Here is a 20,891-nt window from a genome sequence, read left to right as displayed (position 1 = left end):
GTCTGTTTGCTCAAAAAGCCGGGATAAAGCTATTTGCCAATCAAGGAGATATAGAGGTTCAAGCCCAAACTGATAACCTTGCTATGGCGGCTAAACAAGATATTAAGGTAGATAGTGTGTCGGGTAAAACGGATTTATCGGCAACAAAAGAAATCATTTTAATTTGTGGCGGCTCTTATATCAAAATCAACAGTAGTGGTATAGAGCTAGGTACGCCAAGTAATATCTACTTAAAATGTAATGCCTTGCAAAAAATGGGGCCGGCGAATTTATCCTATACAACCAATATACCGGGAGAAATAAATTGCCAAAGAAAACAGAGCCAACAAGTCCAAGAACAACGAGCTTGTATCTCACTAGAATAAGGAAATAATATGTTAAAGTGTGGACAAACGGCAATTGATTTGACTAAATTATCGGCAAACGCGTTAACGATTAGCGAGCAACTAATTACTCTATCCCAGTCTTATCAGCAGCGTTGTTTGGCAATACTCGATCCATTTTTAAACCCGATTAACGAACCTTTTATGGAATATTACAAAAATCATCATCGTTTACATCAAGTGTTAATTATGCATCCATCCGTATTAGCTATTAATCGTCCGTGGGTTATAGAACTAGATCTACATGATAAATATGAACAGTCGGTATTGAGTTATATGATTGATCAGGCATTAAAACAATTGCGACCCGAGTCTATTATTGCCGGTAATGGCCAGCAATACTGCGCTTGGCTATTTACAAATAACGATACACAATACATCGTTAATGCTATATCGACATTAGTATTACAAACTCGCGCTCAAAAGAAAATACTATTACGTTACTATGATCCCGCAGTTTTTTTGCAGTTGTTCAGCTTATTAAACATAAAACAGCAAAACAAGCTATTAAGTCAAATAGATATATGGGCAATGTTAAGTCGAGAAGGAATACTTAACATTCATCGCAATGAAGGGGAGTTTGAACCAGTACTAACCGGACAGCTTGGAATAAATCATGAACAATATCAAAAAATAGACTGTATTGGCATTAATAATCAAATTATCAATTCACAAAAACTAAAACAACCCACACTTTATATTGATGAAATTCAATCACTCCGAACAATAATGCCATGTTTACAACGTTTAATGGAAAAAAATATTTATGATCAAGATTTGCAACTTGAGTGGGCGCAATTTGCGTTGAGATGGGGACCGGATTTTGATATTAAACCTAGAATTATAGAACAAATTCAACATTTATTACTGGGCCAAGAATATTACCCAGTGGTAAATAAATTACAGTTTTTAAGCCAACACAATTGTGAAACCTTAGAAGAAGTAAATTAGGAAAAAATATGACGGAAACAAACAATACCCCTGAATGTGGATGCCAGAATGAAGGCATTGCTATTTTACCAGTTCGATATACTGTTATACCAAAATATCTTAAAAGTTCAATACCATCATGGGCTAATTTATCAAGAGTTACCAATTTACCATTAGCTGATGATTACCAATATCATGTAAGAGTTATGCGTGAGGGGTTTTTATATTGTTATATACCAGATAAGCTAGGATCTAAATGGCAAATATACAGTATTGATAGTAAAGGACATTTAATTAAGCAATTTTCAAATGCTGCCGCTAAACCAATAACAGATTCAGAGCAACAAGAGCAATGTCATTGCCCACAAGTAAAATCCAATGACAGCCATAATGCTTTTATTACTATTGCTAATCCTGAAAATCTACAAGTCGTATACATAGCATTTAGTGAACTCAAATGGTCTGAAAAAACATTAAAAAAATATGAACAAAATCCACATAAACGGATGCAAGTTATTAATATCGCCGAATGGCAAGGTAATGCTGAAAGTGCAACGATAGCCAACCATAACAACATTCAAAGCATATTAGATTTTGACCCGAAAATGAACAAAGCCTTACTACCTTATGATGAAAATAGACAAATAATATTCAGTAAAGACAATCAAAACGCACAAACATGGGCAGTATTTGATGAACCTTTCAGTGAAGGGCGTGATAAGCAATACCAATTTAATAAAAAACTATTAGACAAAAATAGCACATGTGAACCATGGAGTGTTTTCAAACCCGAATCAAGCGAACACTTAGCACATTCGATGGAGCGCTATAGTCCAAGCAAAAAGCCGATGATTTTTGCTATTGAAGATCCAGTTGGTATTGCCACCGAATTAAATGGTTATTATAACGAACCTTATGCCCGTGTTTTACAATATCAAAACGAACGCAGATTAGAATACGACGCCTTAAGCTATATTGAACAAGCCAAATCTCTTGCCGTACTAAAAGAATATTATCAGGATTATTCTTTCCCAAACCATAATAATCCTTATGTCAAGAAAATAATGGTATCCGGTAAAATAGAGCACCATCCTGACAAACCAATGTATTGTACCAGTCGTGGATTAAACACTTTAATACGTGAACAATTATACAGTAAACCTGGCGGATATGATTATTACGAACAATTCAATGATTTTAGATTATATAGTAAAGTCGGTGACGAAATCTTTGACCTGTCAGTTTATGAAAATTATGTACTAAAAGAAAAAAAAAATAAAATTATGCCTGGTGATGCAGCCGTAATTAAACGACTTCAAAACGAGTTAGTGCAAGAATATAAAAAAGATGTCAATGATTTTTACAACCAAGAATCTGCTTTAAAAGCGCAACGTGAAAAAGATATTAAAAAATTTTTGCAAAAATATGAAGAATTAGTTAATACCCAACCATTTGAAGACAAACATAACGAATTGATAAAACTGGTTGACGAAAAGTACCAAAACCGTGTCAAACAGCTCATTACGTGGATACATGACAGTAATTTTTACTCGACTGTTTACAACGACATTGATGGCAATCAATTATATAGTTTTGATGATGTAGATAATCAAAAAATCAAAGAGTTGATGGAAAATTATGAAACAACACTACAAGAATCGCTTAAGTTAGGTGAAATAACCACTGAAGATTTAGAAGATTTAAGAAAAATTAATATTGAAGGTATTTTGTTTGCTTTGACGATTAATAAAGTCACTCAGGGGCTTGAATTATGTGAGGATGGCAAAACATTTTTAGACTCCATGACCAATTTAGATTATGCTAAACCTAATAATGACAACGTCAATGGTATGTTGTGGCGTATGTTTGCTTATCATAATGATGACTTACTTAGCATGATTGACCAGGTGGTTAGCAAAGCCGAGTCGGACGATAACAAAACGCTTGTCGAAAAATCAGTTGAAAAGTTGGTATCAAAATTAGATGAACTACCCTATGCTAAAATTGCATTAATGTTTAAAAAATTACAAGATGTCATTATGACCCTTGCTGATTTAGAACGCAATGATCCTAATAACTACATAAGATCAAACATTAAAATTAAATTTATAGGTTTAACAATAAAAATTAGAGGTTTTACCTTGGGTGAAACGTTTACGACTAAAGCAACGCAATTATTACAACCGGTGTTTAACCTACTTGCAAACGCATTATATTCGGTTAGTACAGCGATGTATAAAGTGTTATCCTTAACCACCGCGGGTGTATTAAAATCGACAGCCGTTACTTATTTACATTTGGAATATCAAATGCTCACAGCACTAGTGACTTTAGATCAAGGTCCTAACTTAGGAACGGCTAAAGTGCCGCTTTATCACCAGCGCTGGGAGTTAAGAAAAAGAATGGCAATCAATAAAGCGAGAACACTGTTAAATGATGCTGTAGCTAACCTTGATAAGCGTCTTAATATTTTATTTAACCGCACTTTGTCACAAAATAAAGCCAATAAATTTTTACATTTTATCTTAAAAGCGAGCGATGCTGAACCAGGTATATCTAACACCCTATCAACCACCCTCAAATCTATGCGTATGGCAGCGGTGGTTGCTATACTTGAACTCTATAATTTTACTAGTCTCAGTAAAACTCACCCAAATTTAGATGAAAATGACTATTATTCAACTTTAAAAATCTCCGCTGGTTTTGCTTTAGCTGCGGCTTGTGTGGAATTAATGGCAATGATTACGGCAGCAACCAAAGGCATGAGAAATGTGGTGTTTAGTCTGGGTAAGGCTTTATCAGGGGTGTTAGGTGGGATAGCATCTTTTTGGTTGATTTTTAATGATGTAGCTGAAATACGTAAAAGCGGGGAAAAACGTCATAGTACTTCCATAATATCTTTATTACTCATAAGAATTTTTCTGTTGGGTACTCTGGGGGTTAGTAGTATCCTTATAGGTTCTTCATTTCACTTTATTTGGTGTAGAAGATTTTTAACCACCACCACCATGAAAAATTTTTTCAAATATTTAGGCGCAAAGGTGGGGGTCAAAAAAGTGGCATCCATTGCGGCAACACGGTTAGTTTTATGGCGAATTGCAGGTTTGGTAGGTTTGATTATTATGGTGATCGATTTTGCTATTGACAAGCTATCAGATGATAATCTTGAAACCTGGCTTAAACGGTGTGCTCTACGAACCGATAAATATTTGATGCCACATAATAAAAGTCATATTTATAAAACCCCTGAACAACAAGCCAGTGCGTTTGAAAAAGACGTTTTGAAAGATATGTTTGGTATAAAGGATAATAAAGCACAAGCAAATAATATCACGTATACCATTAATATTGACGAAGCATTGGCATTAATTGAACAAGATATGGATGATAGAGGATTTTTACATGACTAAAGGTTACCACTTACTAAAAGGCACAGTCAGTCACTTACAAGTGATGGATGACCCTAAAGAGTTACGCTCAGATGATATTGGTCTGCTGGCTATTATTGGATTGATGATTGTAGGTGCATTTGAAGTAATTGGCGCTTTAATTGGCGCATTAACCGCAGGCAGTATCACGCTAGAAGGTAAAAGTTATCAGTGTTATGTGGGCAGAAAAAAAGTGCAAGGTAAATTATTACACGTTAACTTTAAAAATGGTGACTATGTTGAAATGTTAGTTAAACCAATTAAATTTAACGAATATCAACCTTATTCTGTCGGGATGCCCGAATATCTAGTTTATGCTGTCCGCATACCCCAATATCATGCTTTATATTTTCCTCGTTCAGTCGGTGTAACGACATTAGGAATGCTAAAATATCTTTCAATAGGTGTTGGCGTGTTTTGCTTGTTTGTTTTTGTTGTTGTAACAATTATAATGTGTATAGAGATAGATGAAGATTTACCTAATTTTATTCTTCTTCTTGCTATGGTAGCTATATTTGTTTTTTTTATTTTCTTATTTTTATTATTTTTTATAATCGGTGGTTCCTATACGTTTATTAGTAATCGAATTTTTGCTACTTTAGGTTACCCAAAACCTTGGCTTCATAATTGGTTAGATGAACACGAACGATTTAAAAAACTCAATCGTTCTGGCGACCCCGAGCTATTTGATGATCCTCAAACTCCAGAATTTGAGCGGATTAAAATCCGTGATCCCAATGCCAGTTACTACTGTCGAACTCCAACCTTACCAGCTTGGGTAACAGTGATTGATGAACGAGGCTTTATGCCACAGATCACCGAACCACAAGAAACGCCAAATCAAGAGCAATCCAATGACTAAAGGTTACAATTTACTAAAAGGCACGGTCAGTCACTTACAAGTGATGGATGAGCCTAAAGAGTTACGTTCAGATGATATTGGTCTGCTGGCTATTATTGGATTGATGATTGTAGGTGCATTTGAAGTAATTGGCGCTTTAATTGGCGCATTAACCGCAGGCAGTATCACGCTAGAAGGTAAAAGTTATCAGTGTTATGTGGGCAGAAAAAAAGTGCAAGGTAAATTATTACACGTTAACTTTAAAAATGGTGACTATGTTGAAATGTTAGTTAAACCCATTGATAACGGTCAATATCTATCCTATGCGGTTCGTATGCCCCAATATCATGCTTTATATTTTCCTCGTTCAGTCGGTGTAACGACATTAGGAATGCTAAAATATCTTTCAATAGGTGTTGGCGTGTTTTGCTTGTTTGTTTTTGTTGTTGTAACAATTATAATGTGTATAGAGATAGATGAAGATTTACCTAATTTTATTCTTCTTCTTGCTATGGTAGCTATATTTGTTTTTTTTATTTTCTTATTTTTATTATTTTTTATAATCGGTGGTTCCTATACGTTTATTAGTAATCGAATTTTTGCTACTTTAGGTTACCCAAAACCTTGGCTTCATAATTGGTTAGATGAACACGAACGATTTAAAAAACTCAATCGTTCTGGCGACCCCGAGCTATTTGATGATCCTCAAACTCCAGAATTTGAGCGGATTAAAATCCGTGATCCCAATGCCAGTTACTACTGTCGAACTCCAACCTTACCAGCTTGGGTAACAGTGATTGATGAACGAGGCTTTATGCCACAGATCACCGAACCACAAGAAACGCCAAATCAAGAGCAATCCAATGACTAAAGGTTACAATTTACTAAAAGGCACGGTCAGTCACTTACAAGTGATGGATGAGCCTAAAGAGTTACGTTCAGATGATATTGGTCTGCTGGCTATTATTGGATTGATGATTGTAGGTGCATTTGAAGTAATTGGCGCTTTAATTGGCGCATTAACCGCAGGCAGTATCACGCTAGAAGGTAAAAGTTATCAGTGTTATGTGGGCAGAAAAAAAGTGCAAGGTAAATTATTACACGTTAACTTTAAAAATGGTGACTATGTTGAAATGTTAGTTAAACCAATTAAATTTAACGAATATCAACCTTATTCTGTCGGGATGCCCGAATATCTAGTTTATGCTGTCCGCATACCCCAATATCATGCTTTATATTTTCCACGTTCAGTCGGAATGACTACTTTATTGATGCTAAAATATCTTTCAATAGGAGTTGGCATATTGTCTTTATTTATTTATGTAGTTTTAACAATTATGATGTTTATTAAGACAGAAGTAGACATTTCTTCATGGATTATTTTCACCTTAACAAATATCTTAATGTTCTTAATTTTTTTAGTTTTATTATTTTTATTATTAGGTGGTTGCTATACCTTTATCAGTAATCGGATATTTACTACATTAGGGTATCCTAATCCTTGGTCATACAATTGTAGTGATGAAAATCGACGTTTTAGAAAGCTAAATCGTTCTGGTGATCCTGAACTCATTGATGATCCTCAATCCCGTGAATTTGAAAAAGTTGTTAAATATGATCCCAATGCCAGTTACTACTGTCGAACTCCAACTTTACCAGATTGGGTAACAGTGATTGATGAACGAGGCTTTATGCCACAGATCACCGAACCACAAGAAACGCCAAATCAAGAGCAATCCAATGACTAAAGGTTACAATTTACTAAAAGGCACGGTCAGTCACTTACAAGTGATGGATGAGCCTAAAGAGTTACGTTCAGATGATATTGGTCTGCTGGCTATTATTGGATTGATGATTGTAGGTGTGGTTGGTGAATTACTTGGGGCATTAATTGATGGTAATATCTCGCTAGAAGGTAAAAGTTACCAATGTTATGTGGGCAGAAAAAAAGTGAAAGGCAAATTATCCCATGTTGACTTTAAAAACGGTGACGATGTTGAAATGATCGTTAAACCAATTGACAATGATCAATATCAATTCTATGCCGTTCGTATTCCCAAATATCATGCTTTATATTTTCCACATGCATTAGGTATAACAACTCTGCCATTACTCAAAAGCTGGTCAATTATTATAGGGTTTTTTAGTTTATTTATATTGTTAGTATTATTAATAATCACAATTGGTAATGATACTTTTAGGCAACAGTATCAAGATTATATTGTCGGTTGTTTTATCATGTTTATTTGTTTGACAATTCTCTTTTTCTTTTTGACGGGAGGTCGTTATACTTTTATTAGTAACCGAATTTTTGCCACCTTAGGCTATCCTAGACCTTGGCTGCATGATATCTTAACAGAAGATAAACATTTTAAAAGACTAAATATTTTAGGTGATCCTAAACTCTTTGATGATCCACAAACTCCAGAATTTGAACAAATTAAAGAACTCGATCCCAATGCTAATTACTACTGTCGAACTCCAACCTTACCTGATTGGGTAACAGTGATTGATGAACGAGGCTTTATGCCACAGATCACCGAACCACAAGAAACGCCAAATCAAGAGCAATCCAATGACTAAAGGTTACTGCTTCGAAGTAAATTGATAATCATTGTTGTTGCCTTATTTTTGTTTGACACACTTTTTTATTTTTTATGTTTAAATTAAGTGAATCAGGTACATAAATAATATCATTAATTACTTTGGTGGTTTGACGCAGGCAAATTAAATCAGCCGGTTGTGAGTCGAAATCATCGTCATTGATTTTAACCTTGACCAAAACACTATCCTCAGCCTTTTCTTTAAAAATTTCTAATTGATTTTTCTTATTTTCTCTAATGTAAATTTGATAATAGCTGACACCAATGGTATTGCGAACAGAAATAATTGCATAATCATTGTGGTTTTCTAAAGCCACATCATAAATACGGTTAAAAAAATAAGAAGGTTTGTTATTATTTCTTGTTCCCGTTATTGTAATATCTGATTTTATGATGACACTTTTAGAAAATACATTGAATTTCTCTAAAATGAAAAAAGGTTTATTTTCCTCTAAAAGCGAAATATCATTTACCTGTTCATATAAATAACCAATTTCTTTATCATTAGTATAAACTGGTATATTTTGTTTTTTTTCTGAAGAAATAATAGAGGAATTATCTAGTGCAGCAGACTGATTAGTAACAATTAATAGATAAAAAATTGAAAAAATAAAAATGTTGATTTTAGACGTTAAAATAGTATTTAAAGCAAGCCTTCTCATAGTTAAACTAATCCTTTATTTTTCTAATTTATTCCTAGTAAAGTATGTCAATGAAGAAAAAATTTAACTTATATATGTACATTTTAACCTCTGTTAAAATAGTACAATTTAATTGAAGAAATTGCTATCATTAAACTAAAAGAGAAATAAATAATTGAACAGAGACTCCTTTTCCTTGCGCACAATAAAGTAATTTGTTTATGCTTTTTTATCTGTAATGCTATATATCTGTGTACTTATTAAAAATAAGCGATCTATTTTTTTGAAAAAAATTATTATTGTTAAATAACTGAAATATATTAATTTTATACAAATACGTATGACAATTTTTATTATTTTTGATATTTTTACTGTCACCCAAATCACCTTATTTATAAATCAAGCTAATTTTCTCAAACACATACCACAACCCTTTTTTAATCAATAATTAACTGGAATTTAATTCTATTGCTTACTGTTTTCATTTGTGTTAATTTTTATAAAAATAAATACAATATTAGCAATAAATATAAAAGCAGTGTGGTAGATCTCTTGATAAAAATTGTCAATTTATGCAAGAGCTTTTCAGATCAAACTATACTTGAAAATATTAACCTGAATATCGCCAAAGGTGAGATTCATGGCATTATTGGAAGTAGTGGGGCAGGTAAATCAACATTGTTACGCTGTATTAATGGTCTTGAGCCATATCACAGTGGCAGTGTAATGGTTGACGATGTTAAAGTTGATACTTTATCTTCCCAATCCTTAAGAGCTTTAAGAAAAAAAATTGGGATGGTTTTCCAAGATTTTGCATTACTTGAAAATAAAACAGCCTATGACAATATCATGTTGCCTTTGCAGTGTTGGGCTATTGATAGATCAGTTAGGCATCAGCGCGTTAGTGAGCTTTTGACATTAGTAGGATTGCCAGATAAAGCCAATGCTTTTCCTAAAAATCTATCTGGTGGACAAAAACAACGTGTTGCTATTGCCAGAACGTTAGCCTTAAACCCTGATATTATCTTATGTGATGAAGCTACTTCAGCATTAGATCCTCAAACCGCAAAATCAATTTTAACGCTTTTAAAAACAATTAATCAACAGACTCAAATTACTATTGTAATGGTAACGCACCAACTTGAAGTGATTAAATCGATCTGTCATCGTGTTTCAATTATTGATAATAAAACAGTAGTGCTAACAGCGCCAGTGATTGATGTACTGGTTCAAGAACCACTAGCTTATCAAAAACTTATTGGTAGTCATCCAATTATAACCCCTTACGGTAACGTTGGCCTTAAAATTATTTGTAATGATAGCGATAACGATAGACAACTATTATCTGTTTTAGCACAACAGCTACAAATTAATTTCCAAATAGTTGATGCGAAAACTGAACATTGTAATGGTCATGCACTAACGATTTTTTCTATTTGTTTTTTACAGCATGAATTATCACGCGTCTGTTATTTTCTCGATGATCAGCAAATTAAATATTGCCATATAAATCCACCTATTACCAATAATGAGGCGTCTCATGTTTTTTGACCTCAACCAAACACGGTTATTTGATTATTTAGCAATTATTATTTGGCCAGCATTGTTTGCTACATTAAAAATGTTAATCATCTCTGCATTTTTAGGGTTTTTATTGGGTGGTATTTGTGCTGTTATTTTGGTAATAACAAGGCCAAAAGGATTAGCGCCTCATCGACTACTTTTTAAAATTATCAATTATGGTATTGACATTACAAGGTCATTTCCAGCTTTAATTATGATTGTCGCCTTAGCTCCTTTTACTAAGTTATTGGTTCAAACTAGTGTAGGTTGGCTTGCAGCTTCAATAACTTTGAGCATTATCACTATTCCACTAGTAACAAGATTAGTCGAAGCCTCACTGTTAGAAGTCAATCCAAATACTATTATGGCAGCTAAAGCATTTGGGGCTACCAATAGGCAAATTTTGACTCGAGTTATGCTGGTTGAAGCAAAACCAGCACTGGTAAACAATATGACTTTTGTTTTAATTCAAGCATTAGCAAATACTACACTAGCAGGAGCAGTTGGGGCTGGTGGGCTTGGTGCGGTGGCATTAACCTTTGGTTATGAACGATTCGATGATGTTGTCACATATTTTGTCGTATTTATTATTGGCATAATGGTATGGACAATTCAAACTATAGGTCGTTTAATTTACAATCGGCTTAAATAAATTGAGATTAGTCTAGGGACGGATCTAATGAAAAGTGAAGCTAGTAATATAACAACGAGTAAAGATTTCAGTACTTGGTTACAAGTAATGCTCTCTTTAACTAGAATGGTAGTTGGAGTGCGTTTTTTATACAGTCAAGCTGATTATAATAATTGTGCAACACCAGAACCTAAAGGAGCACAGCAATATTGTGCAGCAGTCAAAAATGCAACATTGGGTGAAGCATGCAAACTCGGACTTAATCGAATTTCTTGTTTGTCGGGTGCTCGCGTATTAGGGATTTTACCTGCTTCAAAAGATATTATTGATCAATCCGATATAATATCAGGGAGGCGTCACTTTTTAATGGGATTATATGCTGATTATGGAGTTAGTCGCCAAATTGCCAAAGATATGATCTATTGTCAACACCAAGTTTGTGGTGTAGAAATCGCTCCTTTACAACAATTTGAAAGTACCACACCTGATATTGTGATAGTTGTAGCTAATTCACAAAATATTATGCGATTAGTACAAGGATATGCATACCATTTTGGACAACTAAAAAATATTAAGATGGTGGGTAATCAAGCTATCTGCCAAGAGTGTACATCTTACCCCTTTGAAATGAATCAGCCGAATATTAGCATGTTATGTGCTGGTACCAGGAAAGTAGCTAAATGGCAAGACGATGAAATAGCTATGGGCATTCCATTTAATCAATTAGACAAAATTGTTGATGGTGTGAAGCAAACTATTAATTTAATGGATGATAATCAAACCAAGAAAAAAATAATAGAACGGGCTAAAAACATGGATTTGCAAAATGAATTACATATTGAATTAAGTTGTAATTATTATAAGGGTAGCTTTGGCACAATAAGCTATCACAAAAATAAACAGTAATTGGAGAGGAAAAGGGAATATCAAAATGAAAATGATTATTAAATTTATCTGCCTGGTGACTTTTGCTATTGCGTTAGTAGCTTGCGATAAGACTACAGATGAAAAAGCAACTGAATCAGGTACACCCACAAAAATTAATATCGCAACTACCGAAATTTCTGCTGCAATTTTACAACCAAGTCTTGATTGGTTAAAACAGCATGGAATTGATGCTCAATTGGTTATCATGTCAGGAAATGTCAATGTTATTCGAGCAGTTAATGATGGCAGTGCTGATGCAGCACTAGGTGTACATATTAAGTTTATGGATAGTTTTAATGCCCAAAATCACGGTAATCTAGCTATGGTTCAGCCTTATGCCTTTACCACTGGAATTGGTCTTTATTCAGATAAATATACGGCTTTAGATCAAATACCCGATGGAGCTAAAATTGCAATTATGAATGATGCAATGAATATGGATCGTGGTTTACGCATGTTAAACGAAGTTGGTCTGATCAAGCTTAATAGCGACCATCAAGGGCAATTTAGTTTAATTGATATAAAAGCCAATCCTAAACATATTATTTTGGTTGATATGAATCAAACCCAAACTGTGCGTGCTTTAGACGATCTTGATGCGGCAATTGTCTTTTTTACTCATATGAAAAATGCCGGTAAAGATTTTCAGCACTATATTATCCGTGATAATGATGCTAAAGATTTTCCAATGGGCATTGTAGTCCAACAACAAAATGCACAACAACCATGGGCAAAATTATTAGCAGAAGCATTGTTACAACAGCCAGTTCGCGATAATATCGCACAAAAATTTGGTGGTGTGTTCGAATATTATCAATAGAATTGATTTGCGAATAATGATGACTATTTCTTATGATAATGATTAATAGATATCCTTGGTTATCTAGAGTTTCATTATCATATTTATTACTATTACCTATACCTTGTTCAAAAAATTGCATATTTACTGTCTATAATAAAAAAAGGATTAGGTATATCCTTATAAAATTTTTCATATGATCCTTGTCCTTTAAAAATTTTAACTGGCTTTTAATAATTTTGACGTTTATTTTATTTATGTTTATTTCCACTTTTAGTGATAATTTTACCTTGTGCCCTAAAAAAGTTGTATGAGTTGGTGTAGCCTATCCAGTAAAATACTTAACAATATATTTTTTTGAAAAAAGTTAATGAAATTAACTGTTTAATGTCTACTAATCATTGTCAAAAAATCTTGTAATAATAGTAAATAAGTACTATTTGGAGATATCACTATATAGGAGAGTTTTTATTATTATGAAAAAAGCGTTATTTATATTTGCCTACTTATTAATATTATCGTTTCAAATATGTTTTGCTCAACCTCAGCAACAAGATAAACAAACGTCTTTAAATAAAATATCACCAATTATATTAAATGAAGATACTATTATTTTAGTTAGCCCAAATGAAGAAAAAATGAATAAATTAAAAACAGAAATGGGCGATGACTTTTACATCATGGCTGATGATATAAATTATTACCGTTCATTAGTCTATAATTATTTAACATTTATCAATCAAGAGTATTCAACCATACAAGATGATGTTGCTATTTTTTATCCTCAAAAAGATGGAGTATTACATGAAATTAAAAATAATAATTCAAACCTATATTGGTGGGTCGTGTTATATAAACACAATGAAAGAAAGTATAAAATTATAGGGTTAGTGGATTTTAAAGATGAATATGAAAAATTTATGTCGCTACATCATACTTAATACTTATCCTAATGATATAAAGGTTTTTGTAAATATTACCAGAAAATGCATACCTTATCGTGAAGGGCAGTTAGATACGCAATCTATTTTGATTGACGGTTATTATTTATAAATTTTTATACCCATTAATTTGTAGTTAATAACTTAGCATAAATAGTTACATTATTATAAATAACTGATAAGGGATGATAATATCTAAACAAGAATATAATAAAATTATTGAATTATTAAATTATCTTCAAGTTGTGCTTGAATCCAATTACAAATGTCCCTAATTTGCTTTTCTGTCAGAGTGTTATTACCATTTACAGAAACAAAGGAATTTTTATAAACCCAATAAATATTTACATGACTTCCGATAAAACGAACCCCAGTTGTTTTAATATCAAAAAAAGCGAAAGGTAATGGCGAAATTGAATAATTATCTATACTGGTGAAAAACTCTGTACGAGCATTGTCATAACTGTTTTTTAAAGAATTTTGTTGCTGATAATGGTGGACGGTTATTAATACATTTAACTGTTTTTTTTCATTATCATTATAGGTAAATTTTAATGTTATATAACTTTTATTATCTAGTTGTTGATTTGTAATTTCAGTGTGAATTTGTTGATTATCAATGAGGATAACCGATGAGGAAACAGGAAAAATTGAAGAAGATACATAGTTAACAATTTCCTCTTGTTGTAATGGAATTAAAAAATGTGTTCTTTCTTCTAATTCAGATAAACGAAAATTAAGATTATATTCCATATTCATTTTATTCTCCTGTGCATTAATGCTTACGCTAATTAATCCACAGAATATCAATCCAATTATTTTATTCATATTTATTTGTAACTTGACAATAAAACCATGCAAAACAAGTCGATAAAAATTACTTGTATCACTTAAAATATCTTTTCAACTATTAGCTATGCTGCAATATTTAACGGAAAATTAAATTGTTTGATTCAATTCAAAATGGTATTTGAAAAAATATATGTATATAAATTATCATATATTAACGCTGATTTTACAGCGATAATGCTTATGTAAATAATTTTAATTTTTTTACATTATTTATAGCTACTAATTTTGATATTAAGATATGCAAATACAAATGATAGCAATGATTTTATGTTATTTTAATAATTTAGATTTAGTTATTAATTCATTATTTTTAAAGTAAAAAATGCAATAGTTTCAAGTGAGAGTGAGTTGAAATGTAATGAGAGAAACTATAGTGGAGTAACGATGTTATATGGTAAAAAAATAGCTTTATTACAATTTATAGTTACGGTTATCGTTGCTTTATTATGTACAAATGCTAATGCGCTATCCACTCAAGAAAAGGAAACTAAAACGCACTCTTTTACAAAAATAAATACGATTAAATTTCCGACAGAAGAATTTATGCAATTTGTTGGCAATACTGTCGCTTTGTCAACTATACAGGCCTATATTGATATAGATGATAGGATAGAGGAAGCGGATAAAATTCTCGGATTATCGGCGTTTATTCAGCAAACACCAAAAAACATCAAACAAATAGATCTAAATATCAATTTAGATGAGCAAATTTCGACTAAAACACAAGAGAATACTACTTATAAAATTAACAAAATTATTGATAATGAATTAATCGATGAAACCGACGATACCCTGTTTGCCAGGCAGATAGAAATTGAAATATTGAAAATTAGTGAAAAAATGACTAAAGATAGTTCGGCTTTTGCTGAAATTCATCTCACTTTTTTTGTGAAAGATAAAAATAATCGTTATGCTCAGTATACTTTTATTAATAACTTGCGTAATTATAGCATATCGCATTTTCCCTTTATTAAAGGACCGGAAACCTTAGGAACGCTTTCGGCAAAAGATAAGCATTTTGAATCACATGGTGAGTTGTGGTGGGTGTATTACAATAGCTATTTTAGAATGGAAAGTCAGCATATTCCTGAACAAGACGTAATACAAATAGCACAATGGGTTTATGATCATATTAAATTCACCTTTACAGAATAAATAATGGGTTTTACAAAAAATTATTGCTTATTATCAAAAAGGACTTGGTGTAATAAATAATTAATATTGCTCAGATGAAAGGGGATTCCCTAGTCAAAGTATCCCATACTTGGGGATATGTATAATAGGTAAGATTTCGTTTTTTTTAACACGGTTAAATTTATACAAAAGATTTGATATAAAATGGGTATATTCTTTAACCCAAAAAACAATATTTAAAAATGTGAAAAACGTAATAACAAACTTTACTTAATTTTTAGAATAACATTTTAATCATTGATTTTTGAAATAATTAATTATTGTTTCGTTTATCGAATTTTTCTTTAAATTTTGTCGCCAAATAAGATATATATCAATTTTTAATTTGGCATCTTGACATTCAACTAACTTTTTATATACCACACCATCTACTTTTGCTTGTGTCATTGACTGAGGTAAAAGCATCATTCCTTTACCTAAAGATACTTCAAGTAACATTGCTAAGTTATCAGTTAATTCCGCTCGCCGGACTAGAGGAAAATTTAGTGTCTTAAATACACGTTCACATTGTTCATAAAAAACAGGATTCAAATATTGTTTAAACCAGAAGAGAGGTAAATCAATAACATCATTAAGATTAACTCTTTCTAGTTTGCTACATGGATGGTTAGTCGGCAAAACTAAAATCATAGGTTCTTTGTAAACTAAAAGGGAGTTTTCATTTGTTCCTCTCGTTTGATAATCAGAAACTAATGCAAAATCGATGTTTTCTTTTTGTAATTCAAGTAGCAGTTCTTTAGATGTATAGTTGTGTTTATAAATCTCTGTCTCATCAATAAAATCAGAAAAAAATATTTTAAAATATGGAATGAAATCAAAGCAGAGAGTTTTGGTTGTTCCTATTATAACCTTCTCAACATTACTTAATTTAATTGATTTAGCAATCGAACAAAGTTCATTTAATAGAAATGTGGCTTTTGATTTAAGTTCTTCTCCTTTTTTAGTCAGAACAACGTTATGTGAATTTCTTAAAAATAAAGTCTCTTCTAGTTTTTTTTCTAAGTCTTTAATTTGAATTGATAGTGGTGGTTGACTTACGCCTAATTTTTCAGCCGCTCCCCTAAAACTTTGTTCTTCACAAATTGCTACAAAATACTGTAATTGTTTAACTGTAGGTAACCTTTTGCTATAAATATCCATGATGTTCAGAATCCTTAAGTATCGGTACTAACATAATATTCAATGTGCTTCTTAAACTCTTTTAGCAAGTTATATAAATTTTACTTTCAAAAAATAACTATATGGATTTCCATTCAAGTTTTTAAACTTATCAACACTTGAGTACGACATTCAAATTAGCAAGTGATTGAGAGATAGTTTTGTTTCTTAAATTGAAAGCTGTTTTTTTATTTACTGTATTTTAGATTTACTCTAAATGACAATACGCATCGTTTATTTAATAATCTATGAATTATTAATTTACTAAAAGTGGTCGTAGTAATTAATAAAAAATTACTACAACTTTCTGTGTGATTTTATAACTTATCATTTTATGTGATTATTATGAATGTATCTCATCAAATAATAATGATTTTTCTCTTTATTATAACACTATAGTTGCTTATCGGATCCAGATTATTATTTTGGGATTATATTTAAATAACGGTAATTATTAATTATATATTATTTTAATTGAATTTTTGTTCTTTTTCCAAAATCTGAACTTTGATATAAATTTCATATCGCAAAATAAGTATTTCTATTTTTTTGTTTTTTTGTTTAGGCTTTTAATAGTTAGATAACTAATCGCATAACACGACTTAATGGTGAAGATAATGCTAGATTCATCAATTGATAAAATTAATGTTAATAGTTGGATAATTGTATTAAGTCATTTAAATGTTACCTCTGGTTGTTGAATCTTAGTTTCTCTTATTATTCATTATTTTTTTGTGATCTTAATACCGATAATATTTTGTTATGTTTTGTTAGCGCTGAAGATATGGCAATAAATATTATTTGCAATTAAAAAAGGAATCCCAATTATGGAATCAAGTATTATATCCGTTACAAAACAGGAACAAGCAAAAACTGCTATTTTTTTGTCTGCCGTCTTAATTGTACTTTTAGTTGGTTCAGTTTATATAAGCCAACTCGTTTTCCAAGAAATATCGAAAAGCTTTAATATAGATATTCTCGATGCAAGATTTGTTTTCAGTTTATCTTGTTTTTTCTATGCTATTTCATTTTTTATTTATGGTCCATTATCAGATAGAGTATCAACAAAGCTATTAGTTCTTTTTGGTTGTATTGGAACAATTATTTGCCTTGGTATATCCGGTGTTGTTGATTCATTCAAAATATATTTATTTATTATGTCATTGACTGGATTTTTTGCGGCATCGGTTCCCGCAGCATTATTTGCCTATACTGCTAAAAATACAGTTCGAGAAAAACTACCTCAGGCAATGGGGGTTATGATTTCAGCCTCAATTATTGGGATTATTTTTAGTCGCAGTATTGTCGCTATGATGACAGATTTTTGGTCTTGGCAAGTCGCTTTTATTATTTATGCATGTTTCATTATCTTTGCTTGCTTGTTTATTCCTTTTGGAATGAAGCAGGCCACCCATAATTCTTCTAATGTTAGTATTGTTCGCACTTATTGTGATGCTGCAAAATTACTACTTAATAAAAAAGTTATCATCTTTCTGATGGTTGGTTTTTTATTGTTCTTTGTTTACTTAGGATTATCCTCATTTTTAACATTCTACTTAAAAGGCGCACCATTTTACCTTTCATCAACTGTATTAGGTTGGTTGAATTTTGCAGGTATGAGTGCAGTTATTGGTGCAACTATTACAGGTAAATTATCTCAATCAATAAGTGAAAAGAAGTTATTAATCATTTGTCTATTATGTGTAAGTGCATCAATTGGAGCAATTGGATATAGTTCAAACTTATTTTGCATAGCACTAGGGATTTTTAGCTTATTTCTTTTTGTTTTTGGCATTCAACCTATTGTCATTTCCATGCTTAATCAAATTGTACCGCATAATTCGAGAGGGGCCATATCTTCTTTATATTTACTTTCTTGTTTAGCTGGTGGCAGCGTGGGCACTTATATATTGGGAATCGTTTATGAAAACTTGAGTTGGAGTCGATTAAATTTGGCCTGCATTATATTGACATTAGTTAATGTAGCTTTAGCAATGTTAGGTATGAAATTAATAAAAAAATAGAAACAAAATAAAATACTGACTAATAAAGTCGCAAATCGGTTAAGTTGATCAGATAGATACTACTAAAGTTATTTTAAAAAAACTATAAATTATTTTAGCTGGAGAAGATTCATACAAGTTATTTGCTATGTAGCTGTAATTAATATAACTAAAATACCACAAAGCCAATGGAGGAGGTATACAAGAGGAAAAAGGGGGAGGGTAGTGATTATTGTAAAGCGTACTTTTTGTTATGTTCTAATTTCAAATTTTATCATCAATAGGACGGTAAATGTTTTTTTCAAGGGTTACAAAAGCGATTTTAAATATTTCGGTAATCAAGGAATTAGCTTCTATGCTGTAAATTCTTGCATTATAGATTCTTTGTTTTGGGGAAACATAGCAAATAATATTGTTAAATTATTTAATGTAACTTCAAGATTGTTAAGTGATAATTTAATAAAAATTAAGGCGTTAAGCAAATTAATTTAGAATGATGAAATTGATTATACAATTTTATTTCTTTTATGCAAAAACGTTAATGACATTGATGGCGTTTCAATCATTTTGGATGGTGATACATCCGTTAAATTTTAATTATACATTAAGGGGAATACTTAATATGAAAAAAAAATTTCTATATATCATCACATTTATATTTCTCACTTTATATGGAGGTATAAGTATGGCAGAGTTAGTAACTGTTGCTAGATCATTTAGTGCACCAACTGGAATCGCATTTGATAGTAAAGGAGCAATGTATGTTACCAATTGGTCTGGAAATTCAGTGGTAAAAATTAATTCCAATGGTGACCGTGAGATAATTCATTCAAATATATCATCACCAGCGGGTATTGTAATTGATGCTGAAGATAACATCTATGTATCTTCGTATGGCGATGACTATATTCTTAAAATAGCTGCTAATGGAAAATCTCAGAAAATTTCTGAGGGTTATCATACACCTACCGGCATAGCATTTTCTAATTCTGGAAATTTATTAATTACAAACCGTTCAACCGGAGAAATTGTTTCGCTTGATTTAAAGAATGGTCGGAAGGAAATTATTGCAAATGGATTATCTACACCAGTTGGTGTCACTCAACTTGCTGATAATAGCTTAGTTGTTTCACAATATAGTGGTCGTCTTACATTAATTCAACCTAATGGCGATAAAACAGAATTAGGTAAAAGTTTCAATCGACCAGGCGTCGGCATTGTGGCTATTTCACCTAGTGTTGTTGCTGTAATTGATAATGGAGCTGATATGGTACGTAAAATTGATGTAAAAACCAAAGAAGTAAGTACATTAGTTACATCGTTATCAGGAGCTGTGGCACTAGCATATAATAATAATCAATATTACATTGGAACTTGGGGAGATGGATCTGTTCATAGGTTCAATGATAAATAATTTTGATTGACACAAATATAAAGATAGTTGGTTTAGGAACTTTCTCAATTATTTGTGTATTTAATCGTTAAAGGTGATGGTTATGTTGTCTGTCACCACATTCTACGATAAATCGGATCATTGCACACTTCCTGCTTTGGAGTCAGCATGATCCATTTTCTAATGATAGTTTAATAAAATCGCTCACCAAAAACATCTTAAACTTCTTAATAGCATGTGAATTAACAATACTCAAAAACTCGAATGTATTATTTTACCCATATCTTAATTGTTGTTTTGCAGTCTTACCTATGACAAATTTTAAACTGCACAAATCGTGTTGTAAGATCGACCATTCTATTTTATTTTAAGCACCAGAATGAGTTATTTACTATCGTAAATACCAAGTGAGAGTTAGATTTTGATTGATAATAGATATTAGTAATATTTTTATATTTATAGCATCATTTTATATTTTTGCATCTCTAAAATGTTTTAAACTTTTGCCAAGAAGTTTCAGGAAAGGCATACGTTTTAGTATTTGAATTCGGCCACCACCCACCTTATAAGATCAGTTTTATTTAATTTAATTGAAAACTATTAG

The 20,891-nt window shown here is 31.6% G+C and carries 18 protein-coding genes; 15 read left to right on the top strand and 3 right to left on the bottom strand.

The window, feature by feature from the left end:
• From Q0K76_RS04075 to Q0K76_RS04045, 7 genes are all read left to right on the top strand, one after another.
• Positions 1-365 (top strand): DUF2345 domain-containing protein (locus Q0K76_RS04075; RefSeq protein WP_294611754.1); only part of this gene is annotated, 365 nt, incomplete at its 5' end.
• 9 nt (positions 366-374) lie between these two features.
• Entirely contained in the window at positions 375-1,334 is a 960-nt protein-coding gene (locus Q0K76_RS04070) for a hypothetical protein (protein ID WP_294611752.1), read from the top strand.
• 8 nt (positions 1,335-1,342) lie between these two features.
• Complete coding sequence (locus tag Q0K76_RS04065) at positions 1,343-4,723, top strand: T6SS effector BTH_I2691 family protein (RefSeq protein ID WP_294611748.1); 3,381 nt, start codon at positions 1,343-1,345, stop codon at positions 4,721-4,723.
• A complete protein-coding gene (locus tag Q0K76_RS04060) occupies positions 4,716-5,603 on the top strand; it encodes a hypothetical protein (RefSeq protein ID WP_294611745.1) in 888 nt (295 codons plus the stop codon). Before Q0K76_RS04065 ends, Q0K76_RS04060 begins: the two co-directional genes overlap by 8 nt.
• On the top strand, positions 5,596-6,453 hold the full coding sequence (locus tag Q0K76_RS04055; protein ID WP_294611742.1) for a hypothetical protein: 858 nt from the start codon (positions 5,596-5,598) through the stop codon (positions 6,451-6,453). Before Q0K76_RS04060 ends, Q0K76_RS04055 begins: the two co-directional genes overlap by 8 nt.
• Positions 6,446-7,330, top strand: a complete 885-nt coding sequence (locus Q0K76_RS04050) for a hypothetical protein (RefSeq protein WP_294611739.1) — start codon at positions 6,446-6,448, stop codon at positions 7,328-7,330. The genes Q0K76_RS04055 and Q0K76_RS04050 overlap by 8 nt, the downstream gene beginning before the upstream one ends.
• A complete protein-coding gene (locus tag Q0K76_RS04045) occupies positions 7,323-8,165 on the top strand; it encodes a hypothetical protein (RefSeq protein WP_294611736.1) in 843 nt (280 codons plus the stop codon). The genes Q0K76_RS04050 and Q0K76_RS04045 overlap by 8 nt, the downstream gene beginning before the upstream one ends.
• Positions 8,166-8,193: 28 nt before the next feature.
• On the opposite strand, the gene Q0K76_RS04040 is transcribed toward Q0K76_RS04045, so the two are convergent.
• Entirely contained in the window at positions 8,194-8,847 is a 654-nt protein-coding gene (locus tag Q0K76_RS04040; protein ID WP_294611733.1) for a hypothetical protein, read from the bottom strand.
• 531 nt (positions 8,848-9,378) lie between these two features.
• Between Q0K76_RS04040 and Q0K76_RS04035 the strand changes: the two genes are divergently transcribed.
• From Q0K76_RS04035 to Q0K76_RS04015, 5 genes are all read left to right on the top strand, one after another.
• On the top strand, positions 9,379-10,377 hold the full coding sequence (locus Q0K76_RS04035; RefSeq protein ID WP_294611731.1) for an ATP-binding cassette domain-containing protein: 999 nt from the start codon (positions 9,379-9,381) through the stop codon (positions 10,375-10,377).
• The gene (locus Q0K76_RS04030; protein WP_294611728.1) at positions 10,367-11,041 is read left to right on the top strand and encodes an ABC transporter permease subunit; all 675 of its coding nucleotides are present in this window, start codon (positions 10,367-10,369) and stop codon (positions 11,039-11,041) included. Before Q0K76_RS04035 ends, Q0K76_RS04030 begins: the two co-directional genes overlap by 11 nt.
• 27 nt (positions 11,042-11,068) lie before the next feature.
• Positions 11,069-11,926: a DUF169 domain-containing protein gene (locus Q0K76_RS04025; protein ID WP_294611725.1), complete on the top strand. Its 858-nt coding sequence runs from the start codon at positions 11,069-11,071 to the stop codon at positions 11,924-11,926.
• Between the two features lie 25 nt (positions 11,927-11,951).
• Entirely contained in the window at positions 11,952-12,767 is an 816-nt protein-coding gene (locus tag Q0K76_RS04020; protein WP_294611722.1) for a MetQ/NlpA family ABC transporter substrate-binding protein, read from the top strand.
• A gap of 455 nt (positions 12,768-13,222) precedes the next feature.
• A complete protein-coding gene (locus Q0K76_RS04015; RefSeq protein ID WP_294611719.1) occupies positions 13,223-13,687 on the top strand; it encodes a hypothetical protein in 465 nt (154 codons plus the stop codon).
• A 216-nt stretch (positions 13,688-13,903) separates the two neighbouring features.
• Here the strand turns inward: Q0K76_RS04015 and Q0K76_RS04010 are convergent, their stop codons facing one another.
• Complete coding sequence (locus tag Q0K76_RS04010; RefSeq protein ID WP_294611716.1) at positions 13,904-14,446, bottom strand: hypothetical protein; 543 nt, start codon at positions 14,444-14,446, stop codon at positions 13,904-13,906.
• Between the two features lie 477 nt (positions 14,447-14,923).
• Between Q0K76_RS04010 and Q0K76_RS04005 the strand changes: the two genes are divergently transcribed.
• A complete protein-coding gene (locus Q0K76_RS04005; protein WP_294611713.1) occupies positions 14,924-15,694 on the top strand; it encodes a hypothetical protein in 771 nt (256 codons plus the stop codon).
• Positions 15,695-15,967: 273 nt separating this feature from the next.
• Here the strand turns inward: Q0K76_RS04005 and Q0K76_RS04000 are convergent, their stop codons facing one another.
• Complete coding sequence (locus Q0K76_RS04000) at positions 15,968-16,873, bottom strand: LysR family transcriptional regulator (protein ID WP_294611709.1); 906 nt, start codon at positions 16,871-16,873, stop codon at positions 15,968-15,970.
• 845 nt (positions 16,874-17,718) lie between these two features.
• Here Q0K76_RS04000 and Q0K76_RS03995 point away from each other — a divergent pair.
• Together Q0K76_RS03995 and Q0K76_RS03990 are read left to right on the top strand one after the other, a co-directional pair.
• Positions 17,719-18,915, top strand: coding sequence for an MFS transporter (locus Q0K76_RS03995; RefSeq protein ID WP_294611705.1), 1,197 nt, complete (start codon positions 17,719-17,721; stop codon positions 18,913-18,915).
• Positions 18,916-19,579: 664 nt separating this feature from the next.
• Positions 19,580-20,308 carry a serine/threonine protein kinase gene (locus Q0K76_RS03990; protein WP_294611702.1) on the top strand — a complete coding sequence of 243 codons (729 nt, stop codon included), beginning with the start codon at positions 19,580-19,582 and terminating at the stop codon, positions 20,306-20,308.
• The last annotated feature ends 583 nt before the right edge of the window (positions 20,309-20,891 follow it).

The sequence above is a fragment of the uncultured Gilliamella sp. genome (assembly GCA_945271295.1).
Classification (GTDB): domain Bacteria; phylum Pseudomonadota; class Gammaproteobacteria; order Enterobacterales; family Orbaceae; genus Gilliamella.
The sequence above is the reverse complement of the archived record's forward strand: the minus strand, read 5'-3'. Positions and strand labels throughout refer to the sequence as shown.

What these genes read in the sequence shown, in the direction of transcription:
- Q0K76_RS04070 (WP_294611752.1), top strand. Translation starts at nt 375, where the DNA reads ATGTTAAAGTGTGGACAAACGGCAATTGATTTGACTAAATTATCGGCA.
- Q0K76_RS04065 (WP_294611748.1), top strand. Translation starts at nt 1,343, where the DNA reads ATGACGGAAACAAACAATACCCCTGAATGTGGATGCCAGAATGAAGGC.
- Q0K76_RS04060 (WP_294611745.1), top strand. Translation starts at nt 4,716, where the DNA reads ATGACTAAAGGTTACCACTTACTAAAAGGCACAGTCAGTCACTTACAA.
- Q0K76_RS04055 (WP_294611742.1), top strand. Translation starts at nt 5,596, where the DNA reads ATGACTAAAGGTTACAATTTACTAAAAGGCACGGTCAGTCACTTACAA.
- Q0K76_RS04050 (WP_294611739.1), top strand. Translation starts at nt 6,446, where the DNA reads ATGACTAAAGGTTACAATTTACTAAAAGGCACGGTCAGTCACTTACAA.
- Q0K76_RS04045 (WP_294611736.1), top strand. Translation starts at nt 7,323, where the DNA reads ATGACTAAAGGTTACAATTTACTAAAAGGCACGGTCAGTCACTTACAA.
- Q0K76_RS04040 (WP_294611733.1), bottom strand. Translation starts at nt 8,847, where the DNA reads ATGAGAAGGCTTGCTTTAAATACTATTTTAACGTCTAAAATCAACATT.
- Q0K76_RS04030 (WP_294611728.1), top strand. Translation starts at nt 10,367, where the DNA reads ATGTTTTTTGACCTCAACCAAACACGGTTATTTGATTATTTAGCAATT.
- Q0K76_RS04025 (WP_294611725.1), top strand. Translation starts at nt 11,069, where the DNA reads ATGAAAAGTGAAGCTAGTAATATAACAACGAGTAAAGATTTCAGTACT.
- Q0K76_RS04020 (WP_294611722.1), top strand. Translation starts at nt 11,952, where the DNA reads ATGAAAATGATTATTAAATTTATCTGCCTGGTGACTTTTGCTATTGCG.
- Q0K76_RS04015 (WP_294611719.1), top strand. Translation starts at nt 13,223, where the DNA reads ATGAAAAAAGCGTTATTTATATTTGCCTACTTATTAATATTATCGTTT.
- Q0K76_RS04010 (WP_294611716.1), bottom strand. Translation starts at nt 14,446, where the DNA reads ATGAATATGGAATATAATCTTAATTTTCGTTTATCTGAATTAGAAGAA.
- Q0K76_RS04005 (WP_294611713.1), top strand. Translation starts at nt 14,924, where the DNA reads ATGTTATATGGTAAAAAAATAGCTTTATTACAATTTATAGTTACGGTT.
- Q0K76_RS04000 (WP_294611709.1), bottom strand. Translation starts at nt 16,873, where the DNA reads ATGGATATTTATAGCAAAAGGTTACCTACAGTTAAACAATTACAGTAT.
- Q0K76_RS03995 (WP_294611705.1), top strand. Translation starts at nt 17,719, where the DNA reads ATGGAATCAAGTATTATATCCGTTACAAAACAGGAACAAGCAAAAACT.
- Q0K76_RS03990 (WP_294611702.1), top strand. Translation starts at nt 19,580, where the DNA reads ATGGCAGAGTTAGTAACTGTTGCTAGATCATTTAGTGCACCAACTGGA.